Here is a 16,122-nt window from a genome sequence, read left to right on the forward strand (position 1 = left end):
AAAAATTTTAACGGAGCGTATACTCCAGTTTACGCAGGAGATGCTGAAGCTGTCTCAGTTCAGAAGGACTCACGCCGCTCATCAAGCACGCAATCAACTCCTCGTGTGCGGGGACCACGCAATCATAGAGTTCCTGGCCCTTGGCGGTGAGGAATAGCGTGTTGCTGCGTCGTTCCTGATAACGCTTAAGCAAGCCCATTTCTTCCATGCGATTGAGCAGAAGGGAGATATTACCCTTGGTTACAAGCAGGCTATCGGCCAGCTCCTGTTGTGTTATCCCTTTATGCGTACCCACACGTGCCAGAACATCGAATTGGGCAACGTTCAAATTCCAGGAGCGTAGATGCACCGTCTGTGCGCGATCAATCCGCTGAAAAACGCGAAACAGGCGCAACCAGGCAAGCACCGCTGAAACAGGCATCTCGTTACCTCCTCTCTTTTGCTTATGGATAGTTTAGCACTAAACTCCAAAGATGTCAAGAGCAAGAGACGTGTAGATTTTGTTTTTGTATGAGAGATATCGAGGGATCAGTATGGATTTTGCTCCTCTTCACCAAAAGCTGGGATGAGCCCCCGTGCTTCTGCCGAGGGTATCTGGCACTTAATCGGTGACTTCGATAGCTTCCAGGCCGCCGTAAATGGCGTGCCATGGCCTGGCACACTGGCTCAGCACCGCGTTGAGGACCTGCATATTCTGTACACCTTGTTCCTGTAACCACTCTTCCAGCGCTGCTTCACCGTCGTTGACGAAGACCGGGATGCCTCCTTTCCAGGTTGCACGACCGCAAAGGACTCCGCTGAAAGGAATATTAGCCTCAGATGCCAGCTCTAGCTGCTCGCGAAAAAGGGCATCATCCACACCTCCACTCAAGAAGAGAAACGGGAGTTTGCTGGTCGCTGCGAGGGCCTGGAAATACTCTCTGGCTTCCTGCCAATCATAGGCAACTTCATTGCCTTTGAAGCTGTCGCTGCCAGCTAAATAGGCGCTGTTGATCGGGATCTCGACCTTCAACATATCAACACAGTAACATGGCCGTGAAAACTCTTCAATGATCGAACGGCCATACCCAGGCTTTAAACAAGCAAACTCAAAACTTTGCTCAGGATGCATGTTATCATAGGCCAGTGTCTCAAGAAAAAAGGAGATATCAAGCGCCCTGCACTCATCGCCTACGCGTTCGACAAAAGCCTGTTTGATCTCGTTTAGCCATCCTGTGTCGACAGGGTTATAGTAGAGGAGAATTTTGATCGCGTCGGTCCCCACTTCAACGAGCCAACGCGCGCGGAAACGGGTGAGATCAAGAGGCGGATCACGACGCGTCGCAAGGAGGCCCGCTTCTTCCAGCCAACACTCCCAGGCAGGTGTATCAATAGAAAGCGTCCGTCTGATGTCTTGTAGATAGTAGGTGGGTGTCTTTTCTCGCAAGATGGGATGTTTGGTCGACACAGTTCCTCTTCGTCATCAAAGAATACCTCAGCATTATACCATATGTTCGGAAACGTTCCGAACATCCCCCTTCTCTCTATGCCATCTCGATGACCAACATGAATCCTCTAGAAACCATGACCGACCGCGTCATTGTGCAATGCGCGCGTGAAGTGATCCTGGTAGCTGACCATACAAAGTTTGGGAAGGTCGCTACCAGCATTGTTGCGCTCTTGATCACAGTGCACAAGATTATCACCGATGAGCAAACACCGTTAGATATGCTTGAGGAGCTATGTGCGTTAGGTATTCAAGTAATTCAGGCCTAAAATCAGATAATCGGTACATCCTGGGCCTTTACCTCGAATTGCAACTAAGCTGCATAGTTGCAATTCGCAAATTGGGGCAAAAAAGCGAGGGATCCGACCGGTGATATGTCCGGCTGGACCCCTCGCTGTGTTATTCGCTGCGGAAAACGGTGTTGATCTCCAGGCCGCTCAATTCGATGACGGGTTTGCCATCTTCCTCGACCCAGACACCACAGGGTCCACCTGGGAGACTCGCCTCCAGGTCGACCTCGCTGCCGTCCATACGCAGGATGGGTTTCATAAATTGCGAGGCCTGCTCCGCCTCGCCTGAGATATAGTGTCCGATTAACGAACGGCGGAAACGGTCGCTGCTCGTGTTGGGATAGCTGCCATGCACTAGAGTTCCATTAAAGAAAAGGACATCCCCCGCCTGCATGACAATGGGCTGAACTTCCTGGCCCTCCGGGAGCGGCACCGTGACATCGGTAAAGCTATTTTTGGTGTCCGCCTGCGTGGTACACAGCAAGGGCCAGGTATGGCTACCGGGAATGACCTGCATACAGCCATTGGCCTCGTCGCAGTCGTCCAGCGCCAACCAGGCCGCCATGCAGGTGCCGGGCCGGGCACGCAAGAAGTATTGATCCTGGTGGAGCGCCTGCCCACGCGCTCCAGCGGGTTTAAAGTAGAGCATAGTCTGGACGGCATATGGCTCACGCTCCAGTAAACCCGTCAACATTTCGTTTAAACGCGGCTCCAGGAGCCAGTTGTAGCTGGTCTCATCCCAGTGGTGCATGTGAATCATGCGTGGGAAGCGCTTCAAAGGATCGCTGCTCGCCGTGTCGACGCCAACCATATCACCGGGATGGGCTCCCTGTGCGCGCAGCTCCATATAGTGCTCGCGTAACGTATCCACCTCTTGTGGGTCGAACAGTGCTCTCGCCACTACATAGCCATTTTCGTCGAAGAACGCGCGCATACTCTCGCTCAACATAGAGATAAGCTTCCTTTCATCTTCTTCATGCTCATTCCTTGTACATAAGCATACCCTGGAAAATGCGAAATGACTATATCTGAGAGTGACCAGAAGGTGTCTACAATTACCCAACCTGCATGCACGTGGTATAAATCCGTTCCTTACTATATAGAGGCTTTATGCGTCACTCGCTTGAGAGAGCACGGGCTTGATATCTACGACGGGGGTTCCATCAATCGCCTCTAGCGGCCCCACGTGTAATCTCCTGCCATCGATGGCCAGGACCCTCACCCGATGTAGGCCAAGCGGATTTGGTCTATCGGGTGAGCGCGTCGCAAAGACTCCAGTCAGGGGATTCTGCATATCCCCACGGGGATGAACCTGCAAGACATCGCGGTGCGACTGGTGAAACCAGGTAATCAAGATAACGTTATCACCCACAACGAGTCCGTCAAGCCCCTCTGCAAACTTTTCGTTTATCTCAAGCCAGGCGTTGGGCGCCCCCTCATAGCCCTGCTTCGGCGCCCCCTCACGATTCGTAAGTGGCGAATGAATAAAGCCAACCGGGGCAAGTGTATAATCAATATCTGACATATTATCCTCCTTCGTTGCGCTGGTAGTAAAAACCAAATTCTGTCACAATCCTCTCGTGTGTTCCGTCAAAGTAATGACGGAACACACGAGAGGATTGTGACCAACACCACAAATATATTTCCGGGTTGGGTAGAGTGAGCGCCGCAGGCGCGAGCAGTAACACATAGCATAGACATATGAAGTTAATTATATAAGATAATAAAGCTAAGGAGTGCAACTTGACCCATAACGAAGACGAACATCAATGGCTGGCGGAACAGTTTGAAGCCTCTCGGAGCCACCTGCGAGCGGTGGCTTACCGGATGCTTGGATCTTTGAGCGAGGCGGACGACGCCGTGCAGGAGTCCTGGCTCCGTCTCAGTCGTTCCGATACCAGCGAGGTCGAGAACCTGGGCGGCTGGCTGACAACAGTCGTAGCGCGGGTCTGCCTCGATATGTTGCGCTCGCGCAAATCGCGGCGCGAGGACCCCCTGGACGACTACACACCCGACATGAACCGCGAGGACGGCATCGATCCCGAGCAGGAGGTGCTCCTGGCTGACTCAGTTGGCCTCGCGCTGCTCGTGGTCCTCAATACCTTGAGTCCCGCCGAGCGCCTCGCGTTTGTGCTCCACGACCTATTTGCTGTATCTTTCGACGAAATCGCGCCCATCGTGGGCCGCTCTCCTACTACAGCCAGGCAACTCGCAAGCCGCGCCCGCCGTCGGGTACGTGGAGGTACGTCAACGCCAGATACTGACCTCACGCACCAGCGAGAAGTTGTTAGAGCCTTCCTCGCGGCATCGCGCACTGGTAACTTCGACGCTCTTCTCACCATGCTTGACCCGGACGTCGTGTTCCGCCTCGAGCCAGCACAAGTGTCTCTGGATACACCAAAGGAGATTCGTGGCGCCGCAGCTGTGGCCAAGCAGTTCTCTGGTCGGGCCAGAGAGGCGCAACCAGCACTCGTAAATGGAGCTGTGGGTGTCGTCGTAGCACCGCGTGGCCACCTGCAACTCGTGCTCGGCCTCACACTTGCACACGGAAAGATCACCGAAATCGAGGTTATCTCCGACCCCGAACGCCTACGCCAACTCGACCTGGCGGTCCTGGACGACTAGCAAGCCATCGTTGGCTTGCAACTATGTATAGCCCGATGCTACTATAAAGTACGCGTCTACATATAATGCGCAGCCGACGATGGCTTGCAGCTATGTGATGTAGCGTCGGGCTTGATTCTGGCTACATCACGCTTTCTTCTCAGGACCTATGGATGATGCTCTTGTTGGTTACTCGCTTGCAAGGAGTTGTTTCACCTGTTCGCGCGCCTTGTCAAGAGTGACGCCTGATGCCGTAAGCAAGACCTGGCTGGCGAGATCCTCTATCTCCTCGCGCAGTATACCCAGCAACAAGTGCTCGGTACCTATATAGTGATGCCCAAGTGAACGCGCCTCCTGGACTGCCAGTTCGAGACTGGCTTTGCCTTGCTGTGTCATACCAAGCTGACCCTCAGCTACGGCTGCCTCCCCCTTTGGTCGTAATACTTCAAGCTCTGCCCGTACCTCCTCTGGCTGAACTTGTAGTTGCGTGAGGGCCCTGGCCCCAATGCCCCCACCTTCACTCATGAGTCCCAACAATATATGTTCTGGACCCACCCCAGCATGGAGATAGCGATGAGCTTCTTCATTGGCCAGCGATAAAACTTTCCGAGCGCGCTCAGTAAATTTAGTCATTGGATGATTGAGCCCTGGTACTGCGCTTACTATGATGCGCTGACTCTCTACAAAGCGCTCTACGTCTTCTTCCTTAAAGCGATACTCTCCAGCGATGCGATAGGCTATCAGTTCTCCCCGCGTAACCAGTCGTCTGACTGTAACAGGTTCGATAGATATGCTGGAAACGAAGCGGAGCAAGCCGCTCTACATCCTCTGATCTAACCTCTTGCCCACTGTTGCGCAGTTCCTCCAACGCATCTTGTATGTACCAAGTGTTCCACAAAACGATCATATTGACCATAAGCCCTAGCGCACCCAACTGATCCTCCTGACCCTGGTGATAGCGTTGACGTAGCTCACCACGCTGACCATGAAAGACATGTCGAGCAACACTGTGCCGTCCCTCTCCGCGATTGAGTTGGTTTTGAATGCGTCGGCGATAGTGCTCATCATCAATATAGTTGAGTAAATAGAGGGTCTTGGCAATCCGGCCCACTTCAGAAATAGCTCGTGCCAGCGTCGTTGGTCGACCGCCGCGTTGGAGAGCCTGGATAAGTGTCGAGGCATGCACGGTTCCGACCTTTAAGGATCCAGCGACACGTAAAATATCATCCCAGTTCGTGGAGATCAAACGTGTGTTGATTCTATGCCGTGCCAGACCGTTCAGAGGACCATAATTCGCTGCTGGATCAATCCGCCAGAAGCGCGTTTCTTTCATCTCAGCAAGCCTGGGGCTGAACTGATACCCCAGGCACCAAAATAAACCGAACATTAAGTCCGAATACGAGGCAGTATCACTCATAATTTCGATGGGCGTCAATCCACTTTCTTGTTCCAGGAGGGCTTCGAGCACATAGACAGAATCGCGGATCGTACCTGGAATGACCAATCCACCCAGGCCCGTAAATTGGTCAGAGGTATAGTTGAGATAGGTCACGCCTCGTCCTTGTCCAAAATAGTGTGGGCTGGGGCCGGTATTGGCAGATCGGATGGGGACCACAAAGCGGATACCATCTACGGAAGCGACGTATCCACCACCCCAAATCTGTGCCAATGGGATATCGCGTTGTGCCTGGACCAAGCAGGCATTAGCGCGGGTAATGGTTTCAGCACGGACAAAATGATGCCGGACCCAGGATAACCGATCCCGTGTGAGGGCCGGAATCTCCGGCTGAATAACTGGCCTCAAGCCGATGTTGCATGCCTCGGCCAGGAGGACGGCACTCAGGGAAAGGGGTAAATCTTCGACATGGGCACTACTGTCACTGACATGGGTAAAGTGAGAGAAAAAACCTGTCTGTTGCGCTACTTCGAGAATAACTTCTGGTAAATCAACAGGTGGCAAACGCGCTCCGATATACTCTCGCAAGCTGTGCAAACTCCCCGACTCCTCCAGGCGTTCGAGGCGCTCCAGGTTGGGAACATCCGCTCCATCACTCTGCTCAATCTGTAAGGCGGCGTTGCTGGGAACATGGGCTGCCGTTCGCTGATACGCTTCCTCCAACTGCTGTCCGAGGCTCTCCAGAGCACGTTCGGCGGATATCTCCCGGCCCAGCGTTTGACAGATCTGCGCTCGAATCCCTTCCCATTGTTCGGGTTGCAGTAACTTCGCACGCGGATCGCCCCAGTGTTCGCTGGGTTCGACAAAAACATCATGGCGGCGTAATCCTTCGTGCAGACGCTCAACAACACACACGGTATATGCTTGGTGATTCACACGTGTTTCTGGCTGGCCCGGTTCTGGCGAGGAATTGCGTTCCAGGACATAGCGTTGCCAGGATCGTGGGATCACGGCACGAGGAGCCCGTTGCATGAGTGCTCTCGATCTCCCTTCAATCCGCTGGAGAAACTCAACGGCTTGGAGGGTTGGTCTCCCTCCTGGAGTGGACTCGAATTCTAGGGTGTGCCAAAACGTAGGGAGAAATCGCCGCATCATGAGATAGCGGCCTAGCAGTTCTTGTGCGTAGTTGTCATCCGGTGGACGTGTGAGTTCTCCGACCGTGGTCACGGCTGCTCGCAAGTGTTCTGCAGGGACATCAGTGTAGATGCGCGTGAGCAGCGTGACCGGATCTTGTGTCTCATCAAGGACGATTTGACAGGCTTGGGCAAGAACCTGTGCTGCTGCGTCGAGATCGTGAATGGTGCGGAGTCGTTCTTGCTGCCCTTCCCGTGTCGCGGCAGAGTTCGTGGTACGCATGAGGAGATCAAAGAGGTCTAACGCATCATCATGAACGACGACTAAGTAGGTAGAGGTGAAGGCGAGTAAGGTCGCGATCCGACGATCGTGAGCGAGGTTGCGCAAATGCTGAACCAGAGCCGTTGTTGCATGACGTGCCAAAGCTTTGAGTCGCCCTCGTGGCACAAAAGAGAGGTCGAGATGCTCCATCTCGAAGAGGCGAATGGCTTCGACACGATGCAAGGCATCAACAAGTGCAGGACCACTCACCCGTGTGGGTCCACGACGGAGACGGTCCAGTGGAGTTTGTCGTTCTCCGGCGGGAACCTCCAGTAACGTTTCCAACAATGCCCTCTGAGGTGGGTGTCGGGATCGCAGCGAGAAGCTGCCAGAGCCTCCTGGACGCGTGTTCACGCACACTGGAAATGGCCCGCTCCAGCACACTGACCCCTGGGAGCAGCACTTTGCGGTCGATGAGATGCGCCATCGCCAGGTCAAAGAGCACCGTCAGACGTTCCTCACTCCACCAAGCGCGGGTATAAAGCCAGCGCAGGAAACGAAAGTGTTCCGGTTGAGAGGCGAAATCCTGATAGCCATACTCGGCCATGATTTCGTGGACGTGATCGTAACGCATCTCGCCTTCACGATAGCGAGAGAGCACCGTCACATCGGCAATATTGAGCTGGGAAGCAAGGGTAAGAACAACGTTGTGAGGAACATCAGTCGGATCGGAGAGAAATGTCCCCAGGAACCGAACGGTACAAAGCTGGAGGGCAAGACCCAGGCGTGTATGGGCGTGACGCCGAGGTTCCAACAAGGCACGGTCACGATCATCGAGATGAAAGTAAAGAACCAGTTGTTCTGGAGACGGTTCTCCTGCATAGCAACCATAGCGACTCCGTTGTTCCGCTGTCAAAAATTCAACTGGCATATTCTCCTGTCCCTTTCTACATTCCCCGTCAAACCATCTATACATTTACACACTTCTGCTAAAATACCTGAGCAGACATACCTTGTACAGATTTAAGCACGTACCATAGGACCAATGTCTGCTAATACTCGTCAAAATCGGGCAAAAAGCACTTCTGCTAATACTGGCAGGGAGCGTGATTGATGAAACGAACTGCGCAGCCGCTACTCTCTGAAGATGGCCAACAAATGGTGGACCAATACAGGCAGATACTCCAGCAACTGGAAGATCTTTCACCAGTGACCACGCGCAACTATCTGAGTGATCTGCGCCAATTTATCACCTGGTGTAAAGCCTATTGGGTTGAGGGACAACAGGGACAAACCTTTACCCCGCAAGCAGTAGCTCCTGCGCTCTTGATCCACTACCGAGAGTATCTCCAAACCACGCTCGTCCTAAAACCATCAACCGTCAACCAGACGCTCATGAGCCTGAAACGCTATTTCGCTTGGACTAGAAAAACGCATCTTATTCAGGCTGACCCTGCTGGCCCCATTAAATTTATCCCGAAGGAAGCATCTCCACGAGGCATTAGTTGCTATTGTCAATGCTGTTGGAACCCTTCGAGATCAAACCATTATCACGCTCTTGCTCCATATGGGCCTGCGTGCGCAAGAACTGTGTACCCTAACACGTCAGCAGATTCATCTCAGCAAGCGAAATGGGACACTGCGGATTCTGGGAAAACGCAAAAAGTTCGAGAGGTTCCGCTCAATACCACTGCTCGCTTGGCCTTATATCAGTATTTGGAGATGCTTCCACGAGAAGAACAGTATCTCTTCCATCAGAGAAGACATACCGCGCGCTTACAGGACGAGCACTGGGACATTTAGTGACGAAATATGCCACTCAGTCTCAAGTTTCTGATCTAAGCTCTCATGATTTGCGCCACCGTAGAAAGCGAGATTTCGCCCCGATGTCCCTGAGCGCATGCCACTCGTCGGCTCCACTCATGATGCGGCCAACAGAAATTGTAGGTACAGCCAACCAGCCACATTGCCCGCTTTGAGTGCCGCAAGGCGACGATTCGCGTGGCGAGAGCGACGGGTTAGACTGGTGAGACGCTCTCACATCGTCCCATTGAAGCGCTCAATAAACACAGTATTGGGTTGGATGCCTCCCGTCGGGAGAGCCAGGAGTTCCTCTGCCCGCTCAATGGTGCCTGGGGCCATATGTCGAATGACCTTGACCACCTGATGTTTCGCTGTTTTCTTGACGACTGTGCCAATCACGATCTCTGGCCACTCCTGCAAGCGGCAGCGTCCGCGTTTGTCTGATGGTTTGACTTTCTCGCGGAACGGCCGCCGGATACTGTTGGGGTAGGCATCTGGCGAGTTGCCATGGTGAAATGTACTTTGTCCAAACGTCAGTAATATATCTTTTCTTTGAATTTTCCTGTCCAACACTCAGCAGTTTCTTTCTCTCAAGAAACTGCTGAGTGTCAAAACCGTTGGGAAAGTGAGACCCAGGGGGGTGCAACGAGCTAGAGGGGAACTTCGGCGGTGTACCAGCTCGTTGCTTGCCCGCATGTGTCACGGCGTTTGTCAGTGCTCAAAACCAACGACAACCGCGACACATGCCCCTCCGCTCTCTCTGTAGGACGGTTTAGGCCACCGACAAACGCCGTGACGGCCAACGACGTTATCGCGACATGGTTCTTTCTGTTCCTACTTCTCAACATCGTATGTGACATGAAGAACGTTTTGAGAAGACGAGACCGTTTCCCTGATCTTCACCTTGATATCGGGGTTCATGTTCGCAAAGAGCGGGGTGCCTTGACCAAAAAGGACCGGCACATAGTGGATCGTGAACTCGTCAATCAACCCTGCATTGAGATATTGCTGGACCACGTTGGCTCCTCCCGCTATTCTGATATTTCCATTGCCAGCAACCTCTCGCGCTTGACGAAGCGCACTCTCTGTACCGTCGTTGACAAAGTAGAATGTCGTGCCACCGGGGCGCACCCACGGTTGGCGTACTTCTTTGGTCAGGACAAAGACGGGAGTATGGAAGGGAGCCTCCTCAGGCCAGGAAGGCTCGCCGCAACTGAACATAATCTTTCCCATAATGCTCACGCTGGTACGTTGAAAGGTTTTTTCCTGCATGCTGTTCTCTCGACCTGTCTCGCCACCTTCGCCAATTTTGAGATTCTCGCGAAAGAATTCCTGCTGAAACACATAATGCATGAGTCCCATCCATTTTTTCGACCACTGCTTGTATTCCGGGTCGTTCATATGGGCAGGATCCATCCCTTCTGGAGCGGTGAAGCCGTCCAGAGACATCACCATGTCGAAAAACACTTTGCTTGTTTGCATAGCTCAATTCTCCTCTGTTTTTGATTGATCATTTGTGCGCAAGTCTTCCCTCGAAAGAGGCTTGAGATGCGCAAACAATGGTCACTGGGAGGAGTATACAGCTCATCAAAAGGCTCTGTCTTGAACAAAATGGACAGCTAACCCAACTCCCCTTTGCTGCCGAGACGAGCAATATGAGCAGGTGTGTATCCGATGAAGTGCTTGAGCGCTCTGGTCATATGTGACTGATCGGCATAGCCCGCCTGATATGCTGCATTAAGAAGTGAAACACCCTGCTCCAGAAGCGTTGCTGTCTGCTTCGCCCGCTCGATCTGGGAAATCATCTTGAACGTTAACCCGCTTGCAAACAGGAAACGGCGCCTTACTGTGCGCAACGATATATCCTGGGGATGACCGGCTAAGACCGCCTTCACGACTGGATCTGACACCAGCAAACGCTTGCGTACCAGCCAGTCGACAAACGTCTCGGCATTGTCGTAGTCAGGAAAGTGAAAACGGGAGCCTGCAAGGCTGAAGGATGCATTCGCGGCAAAAGACAAAATGGCCTGCTCATCCAGGAGATCTCTTACGGGCGCAGCAGGCAAAAAGGTGCCAAGCGGAAACGTGATGCCGAACCAGGAGGTCCCCTCGGCCTGGGTGACAGGAATCGCCCTGGTCAATGGTCCCACAACCGTGACGTTGACGCTTTCATGCTGTTTAAGAAAGAGCAAATGCCAATGGCTAGAAGCCGGGCAAACAGGAGCATAATCGAGGCCGGCCTGGCCACGCCAGACCGCTTCTATATACGGGGAGTCCGACCCTCTTCCCTCAAAGAAAGAACTCATATTTTTGCCTCCAATGGACCAGACGTGAACACAAACAGGTTACCACAGGCTGACAAAAAAACTTCTTCAATCTTGCTCAAATCCGGGCGTCCGGGGGACGGCATGCTCTGTGGACAGAATGGTGAAGAAGATTCTCAAAAGAACCAGAAGCAGGCGGGAGCGATTGAGCCAGGAATGGGTGCGTTCCACGGTCCACCGTCAAGCGCGAAAGCCAGGAATGTGAGCCTTATCTTGCTTCTCTCTTGACCTCGCCCACGAATCTGAGGCACGTACTGAGAAGCTTTGGCCTGCTAATAACTGTCGGGATAGTCGTAGCCAGCATCCAGACACAAATGCTCTGGATGTTCGGGAGAAAGGTCCGGTCGGGTCACGACGATTCCCTCCAAGGTCGCAACTAACAACTTCATGTCATGGCGATTGGCTCAGGCAATGACTACTGTCAGAGGAATTCCCGCTCCATCGGTCAAAAGACTGCGTTTGACCCCTAGTTTGCCGCGATCCGTAGGATTTTTGCCGGTCGCGGTACCCCCAAAGGAGCTTTCGTCATCGCTCCATCAACCGCTTGCCAGTGCCATTGGATGCCGATCAACTCATCATATTCACTGAGTCCTGCTTGCCAAAGCGCCTTGAAGAAATCAGCCCGCCCCCATTCTTGAAAGCGATCATGAACGGTGGAAGAAGCCCCTAACTCCCGTGGCAAGGCGTTCTACTGGATGCCCGTCCGCAGGACATAGATGATGGCCTCAAACGCTTATCGATTGGGCATCCGGGGGCGTCCTCCACGCGCATGTGAGGGAGCAACAGGGATCAACGTCTCGACTTGCTCCCAGAATTGATCGTTGACTTTCCAGGGAAGGTTCGTTGCATATGCGCCCCTCAAAGGGGCGCATATGCAACGACTCTTAGATAAGAAGCCCCTATTGAATGATGAAGCCGCCGTCCAGAACAATATCATGACCCACGACGAAGGAGGCTTCCGACGAGCTGAGCCAGAGGACGGCATGAGCCACCTCTTCAGGAAGGCCAATGCGACCAATGGGCAACGTGCCTGCAACACGTCGATCTCGCTCCTCATCTGTCTCTGCTGCACGTTTGGATAAGGGGGTGCGAATTGGACCGGGGCTGACCGCATTAATCCGAATGCCAGATTGGATATATTCTAAAGCTGCTACTTGTGTTAAAGCGAGGACACCCGCTTTTGCAGCAGCGTAGGGAGCCATCATCGGCCTTGCGACATGTCCTCCGAGATTTGAAGACATATTGACAATGGTTCCACTCCCCTGGGTGAGCATCTGTTGAAGCTCGTATTTCATACTCAGCCAAGTTCCTTTGAGGTTACTTGCCATCGTCTCATCCCAGAGAGCCTCCTTGATCTCAGTGACGGCTCCTGTTCCTACAGAGCCAGCGTTGTTAAAGGCAATATCCAATCGGTCGTAGCGAGCCACAATCTGTTCAAGTAATCGAGCCATATCAGCTTCAACCGTGACATCAGCCTGAATGAAACAGGCATCGCCTTGCTCTGCTTTGAGCAGGGCAGCGGTCTTCTCCCCAGCTTGCCTTTGGCGACTAGTAATCACGACCTTAGCACCTTCACGGGCAAATGCCATTGCGGTCGCCTGTCCAATGCCCGTACTTCCTCCCGTGACGAGCACAATGTTGTCAGCAAATCTCTTCATCATTCAGTTCTTTCTTGTTCGCTCTGATTCTCAAAGAATCATCATTACCTGGAAACATCCCTTTTTCTTCTCTCGTTTCTGACCATGCTGTATCGCTTACTGTATCGAGGTCTATACATTCCAATTAAATTTGGAATGTATAGATAATACGCCAACAAATTCTGGAGTGTCAAGAGAATCTGTGCTATACTACCAAACATGGAAGAGGAAAAGAGGCCATCTCTGGCAAAAATCGCTGGGGCTCTGAGCGATCCGATTCGTTTACAGATTCTGGACATTCTTGCGAAAGGACGTGACGCTTCTTGTGTCTCGTCTCCGCATCCTTCTCTTCCTCAAGCAGTCTGTCCCTATCTCGATCTACTACCAAAGTTAGGAAATATTTCCACCTCGAAGCTGTCGTATCATCTCAAAGAACTTCGGCAGGCTGGACTTCTTGAGGAGTACCGTCTGGGAAAGCAGGTGTTTTATCTGGTCAATCACAAGACGCTGGAGCATTTGCTAGAAACAATCAAAGCGCGCTATCTTTCTCCATCGGTTCCTTTCCTTCATGATTCAACCGAGAAATAGCCACCCTGATTCTGTGTATAATGACCCTAGAAATTCAGACAAAATTTGGTCGGCTTGGAAGAGAATCACAGACACATGCAAAAACAGAAACGGAAGCAGTATACAGCAGAATTCAAGGCACAGATCGTCAAAGAGATCTTGAAGGAGGAAAGGACCGTCAGCCAGTTATCGGCAGAGTACGGGATTCATTCCAGTCAACTCTATAAGTGGAGAGATCAAGCCCTAGCAGGTTTGCCAGGTTTATTTGACGATCAATCAGAAAAAGCGCTGGCCGAAAAAGAGGCAGAGTGGCAGAAAGAGCGTGAAGCTCTCTACGCGGAAATCGGACGCTTAACCACGTTTTTTCCGTGGTTGGAAAAAAAATCTCGAACACTCTTTCAGTAGAGGCGAGCGACGGCAGCTGCTGGATTGGGAGTACAAGGAGCTGCCGATCACGGCTCAAGCCAGGCTGTTGCACTTGAATCGCAGTAGCTTGTATTATCAGCCCCAGCCCCCATCGGCTGAAGAAGTCGCGCTCAAACATCGGATTGACGAGATTTTTACCCAGTGTCCGTTCTACGGGTACCGCAAGATTGCTGAGCAGTTGCATCGGGAAGGGCGAGCCGTGAATAAGAAAACCGTCGCTCGGTATATGCAGGAGATGGGGCTCGCAGCCATTTTTCCCGGTCCCAATCTCTCCAAGCGAGCGCATCAAGCCGGGATTTTTCCCTATTTGCTGAAGAATATCAAGGCAGAAACATCAGATCATATTTGGGGCATCGATATCACCTATATTCGTTTACATGGGGGATGGATGTATTTGGTAGCGGTTCTGGATTGGTATTCCCGATATATTGTGAGTTGGGAGTTGAGGTAAGCTGAGGATACGTGTAAAACCCGTAACTGTTCAGAAGGGGAATCAAAGGGTTGGGAAAACCGGATGACCAGTAAGGGCCTCTTCCAAGGCAGCAAACACCGGCAGCCCTTGCTTGCGCAGGGTCGAGAGGTAGCTACGCAGGCGACAAAAGCGTGCGATCCCTTCGGGAGTGCGGAAGCAGCCCGAGATCTTTTGTTGCACCTTGATCATGCGCAGGTCGCGCTCAGCCTGGTTGTTATCAAAGGGCACCGCGAAATCAAGCAGGAAGCGCAGGGCATCCCACTTTGCGCTGGGCAAATCGGTCCAGCAGATTGCGCGCCGGGCTTTGTCTGGGCTTGCCTGGCATCCGCTTGTAGTGGTCCGACTTCTTTGGCTTCGCCAGCAGCGGATTGACGTGGTACCCAGCTTGAACCAGGTGGTCGTAGCGAGCGAGCAAAGCAGCAAGCACCGCTGTCTCCAACTCAGGCTGGCCTCGGACGCGGGCCTGTTCGACGGTCTCTTTCATGTCCAACAGCAGCTTTTTCATCTCCCGCGCCCAGTCTTGCTTGAGTTCCTCCTCGATGAAGGTCACGCAAGTGATGCACGTTGCACAATGCCTCGGTGAACTGGTAGCCATGATAACTGGGGAGGGCGTCGTGCACTGAGATGCCTTTGAACAGCGGTGCGATCCCAATCGCGTCCATGCCCTCGCGCCCTCGACTGGGGTGCGCCCCATAGTGGGTCAGGTGTTCGGTCGAGCACACATGCACCCACCAGCCGCTTGTGCCGCAACGCATCCCGGTTTCATCCTGATGAAGGACTCGAGCCTGGAGCAGCGCCGCTTTGAGCTTCGTTTCCCAATCGGCCAGATGTTGGTGGCAACCCTGAACAGAACGAGCAATGCTCGCGGGAGAGAGCTGGACGCCGAAGAGATCCTGGAGCAGTTGGCTGGCGCGTGCGTAGGGAACGGCCTGACCAGCGACCAGATACGTTGCCACGCTCTGAATGCTTGTCCCATACTGCGCTGGTGCCAGTACGTCTGCAGGAAAGGAGGCGCGGGTCAGATAAAAACAGGCGGGACACTGTTTCTCCTCGACCTGATGCTCCCTGACCCAGAGCCGTTTGACCGGCAAGTCGATCACCTGCCGGCGTTCGGCGATCCTCGCCGGACACGTTCCGAGGTCTTGGTGACACTGGGCACAGCACTTGACCCGATGGATCAGGAACTCATCCGGAGCCTCGACCTGACGCAAGGCGTGCCCCTCGTGCCCTGGCTGACCTCCGGGCTTTTTGCCGCTCTTCTTGCGCAGCGATTTGGGCGCGCGGGCAAAGCGATCAGAGGAGGGAGGCAGACTGCTGTTGTGGCTGTCTTTGGCCTGCCGCTGTTCAAGCGTGTTAGCTCGCTCCCGCAGGCCCACGATCACTTCGTCGAGGCTGGCGACCAGCCTCTGATATGCTTCCAGGTTGCTGATCGCCAAGCGCAAGCCAGCACGCAGATCGTCATTCGCCTGCCGAGAGCGGCGCAGGTCATCTTCCAGGTGCCGGACCTGCTCCTGCAAACGCTGGTTCGCTGCCCGAAGGTCATCGAGTTCTTCATCTCTGTTCATGCCTTTACCTTAACTGCCAGTCCGCAATGACATAGCCCTTCTGAACAGTTACAAGACGTGTGAAGCGAGTCTGACGGGCGTGCATGCCACATGAAATGTTTAAACCTCTTTGTGATTTGCCAAAATTTTTAGCCGTCTCGGACAACAATATGGGTCA

20 protein-coding genes and 2 pseudogenes are annotated in these 16,122 nt (G+C 53.2%); 7 read left to right on the top strand and 15 right to left on the bottom strand.

Annotation, left to right across the window (positions count from 1 at the left end):
- Positions 1-7: 7 nt before the first annotated feature.
- Positions 8-421, bottom strand: coding sequence for a MarR family winged helix-turn-helix transcriptional regulator (locus JMJ04_RS33725; protein ID WP_201374775.1), 414 nt, complete (start codon positions 419-421; stop codon positions 8-10).
- Between the two features lie 180 nt (positions 422-601).
- Complete coding sequence (locus tag JMJ04_RS33730; RefSeq protein WP_236038752.1) at positions 602-1,447, bottom strand: tagatose 1,6-diphosphate aldolase; 846 nt, start codon at positions 1,445-1,447, stop codon at positions 602-604.
- Between the two features lie 98 nt (positions 1,448-1,545).
- Here JMJ04_RS33730 and JMJ04_RS33735 point away from each other — a divergent pair, with 98 nt between their 5' ends.
- Complete coding sequence (locus tag JMJ04_RS33735) at positions 1,546-1,755, top strand: DeoR/GlpR transcriptional regulator (RefSeq protein ID WP_201374776.1); 210 nt, start codon at positions 1,546-1,548, stop codon at positions 1,753-1,755.
- A gap of 130 nt (positions 1,756-1,885) precedes the next feature.
- Here the strand turns inward: JMJ04_RS33735 and JMJ04_RS33740 are convergent, their stop codons facing one another.
- Entirely contained in the window at positions 1,886-2,725 is an 840-nt protein-coding gene (locus JMJ04_RS33740; protein WP_201374777.1) for a phytanoyl-CoA dioxygenase family protein, read from the bottom strand.
- Positions 2,726-2,884: 159 nt separating this feature from the next.
- Positions 2,885-3,301 (bottom strand): tRNA (N6-threonylcarbamoyladenosine(37)-N6)-methyltransferase TrmO, encoded by a 417-nt coding sequence (gene tsaA / locus JMJ04_RS33745; protein ID WP_201374778.1) that lies wholly within the window; start codon positions 3,299-3,301, stop codon positions 2,885-2,887.
- A 218-nt stretch (positions 3,302-3,519) separates the two neighbouring features.
- On the opposite strand from tsaA, the gene JMJ04_RS33750 reads away from it, so the two are divergent.
- Positions 3,520-4,401, top strand: coding sequence for a sigma-70 family RNA polymerase sigma factor (locus tag JMJ04_RS33750; RefSeq protein ID WP_201374779.1), 882 nt, complete (start codon positions 3,520-3,522; stop codon positions 4,399-4,401).
- A gap of 168 nt (positions 4,402-4,569) precedes the next feature.
- On the opposite strand, the gene JMJ04_RS33755 is transcribed toward JMJ04_RS33750, so the two are convergent.
- Genes JMJ04_RS33755 through JMJ04_RS33765 form a run of 3 tightly spaced genes read right to left on the bottom strand, consistent with a single transcriptional unit; the run spans position 4,570 to position 8,102 of the window.
- On the bottom strand, positions 4,570-5,193 hold the full coding sequence (locus tag JMJ04_RS33755; protein ID WP_201374780.1) for a helix-turn-helix domain-containing protein: 624 nt from the start codon (positions 5,191-5,193) through the stop codon (positions 4,570-4,572).
- Entirely contained in the window at positions 5,087-7,516 is a 2,430-nt protein-coding gene (locus tag JMJ04_RS33760; RefSeq protein WP_201374781.1) for a Tn3 family transposase, read from the bottom strand. Before JMJ04_RS33760 ends, JMJ04_RS33755 begins: the two co-directional genes overlap by 107 nt.
- A complete protein-coding gene (locus tag JMJ04_RS33765) occupies positions 7,419-8,102 on the bottom strand; it encodes a DUF4158 domain-containing protein (protein WP_201374782.1) in 684 nt (227 codons plus the stop codon). Before JMJ04_RS33765 ends, JMJ04_RS33760 begins: the two co-directional genes overlap by 98 nt.
- Before the next feature lie 227 nt (positions 8,103-8,329).
- Here JMJ04_RS33765 and JMJ04_RS49115 point away from each other — a divergent pair.
- Positions 8,330-8,587 (top strand): annotated as a pseudogene (locus tag JMJ04_RS49115) (site-specific integrase); the annotation flags it as partial.
- 142 nt (positions 8,588-8,729) lie between these two features.
- The gene (locus JMJ04_RS49120) at positions 8,730-9,008 is read left to right on the top strand and encodes a site-specific integrase (protein ID WP_420799561.1); all 279 of its coding nucleotides are present in this window, start codon (positions 8,730-8,732) and stop codon (positions 9,006-9,008) included.
- Positions 9,009-9,208: 200 nt separating this feature from the next.
- On the opposite strand, the gene JMJ04_RS33775 is transcribed toward JMJ04_RS49120, so the two are convergent.
- The 5 genes and pseudogenes from JMJ04_RS33775 to JMJ04_RS33795 all read right to left on the bottom strand — a co-directional run bounded on the left by JMJ04_RS33775 (position 9,209) and on the right by JMJ04_RS33795 (position 12,959).
- Positions 9,209-9,547, bottom strand: coding sequence for a hypothetical protein (locus tag JMJ04_RS33775; protein ID WP_201374784.1), 339 nt, complete (start codon positions 9,545-9,547; stop codon positions 9,209-9,211).
- 261 nt (positions 9,548-9,808) lie between these two features.
- Positions 9,809-10,456 (bottom strand): dihydrofolate reductase family protein, encoded by a 648-nt coding sequence (locus tag JMJ04_RS33780; RefSeq protein WP_151757672.1) that lies wholly within the window; start codon positions 10,454-10,456, stop codon positions 9,809-9,811.
- Between the two features lie 137 nt (positions 10,457-10,593).
- Positions 10,594-11,280 (bottom strand): helix-turn-helix domain-containing protein, encoded by a 687-nt coding sequence (locus JMJ04_RS33785; protein WP_201374785.1) that lies wholly within the window; start codon positions 11,278-11,280, stop codon positions 10,594-10,596.
- A gap of 201 nt (positions 11,281-11,481) precedes the next feature.
- A pseudogene (locus tag JMJ04_RS33790) lies at positions 11,482-12,160 on the bottom strand (IS5 family transposase); the annotation flags it as partial.
- Positions 12,161-12,197: 37 nt separating this feature from the next.
- A complete protein-coding gene (locus tag JMJ04_RS33795; protein ID WP_201374786.1) occupies positions 12,198-12,959 on the bottom strand; it encodes a glucose 1-dehydrogenase in 762 nt (253 codons plus the stop codon).
- Between the two features lie 195 nt (positions 12,960-13,154).
- On the opposite strand from JMJ04_RS33795, the gene JMJ04_RS33800 reads away from it, so the two are divergent.
- The 3 genes from JMJ04_RS33800 (at position 13,155) to JMJ04_RS33810 (ending at position 14,379) form a co-directional block, all read left to right on the top strand.
- The gene (locus tag JMJ04_RS33800) at positions 13,155-13,523 is read left to right on the top strand and encodes an ArsR/SmtB family transcription factor (RefSeq protein ID WP_201374787.1); all 369 of its coding nucleotides are present in this window, start codon (positions 13,155-13,157) and stop codon (positions 13,521-13,523) included.
- 75 nt (positions 13,524-13,598) lie between these two features.
- Entirely contained in the window at positions 13,599-13,907 is a 309-nt protein-coding gene (locus tag JMJ04_RS33805; RefSeq protein ID WP_201374788.1) for a transposase, read from the top strand.
- A 73-nt stretch (positions 13,908-13,980) separates the two neighbouring features.
- Positions 13,981-14,379 carry an IS3 family transposase gene (locus tag JMJ04_RS33810; protein ID WP_201374789.1) on the top strand — a complete coding sequence of 133 codons (399 nt, stop codon included), beginning with the start codon at positions 13,981-13,983 and terminating at the stop codon, positions 14,377-14,379.
- 42 nt (positions 14,380-14,421) lie between these two features.
- Here JMJ04_RS33810 and JMJ04_RS49125 read toward each other — a convergent pair whose 3' ends face one another.
- From JMJ04_RS49125 to JMJ04_RS33825, 3 genes are read right to left on the bottom strand one after another with little or no spacing between them, the layout of a single operon-like run.
- Positions 14,422-14,676, bottom strand: coding sequence for an IS66 family transposase (locus tag JMJ04_RS49125; protein WP_420799543.1), 255 nt, complete (start codon positions 14,674-14,676; stop codon positions 14,422-14,424).
- Positions 14,636-14,884, bottom strand: coding sequence for a hypothetical protein (locus tag JMJ04_RS33820; RefSeq protein ID WP_201374790.1), 249 nt, complete (start codon positions 14,882-14,884; stop codon positions 14,636-14,638). Before JMJ04_RS33820 ends, JMJ04_RS49125 begins: the two co-directional genes overlap by 41 nt.
- Positions 14,841-15,965 (bottom strand): IS66 family transposase, encoded by a 1,125-nt coding sequence (locus JMJ04_RS33825; protein ID WP_201374791.1) that lies wholly within the window; start codon positions 15,963-15,965, stop codon positions 14,841-14,843. Before JMJ04_RS33825 ends, JMJ04_RS33820 begins: the two co-directional genes overlap by 44 nt.
- Positions 15,966-16,122 lie beyond the last annotated feature (157 nt).

This window comes from Ktedonobacter robiniae (assembly GCF_016587375.1).
GTDB lineage: Bacteria > Chloroflexota > Ktedonobacteria > Ktedonobacterales > Ktedonobacteraceae > Ktedonobacter > Ktedonobacter robiniae.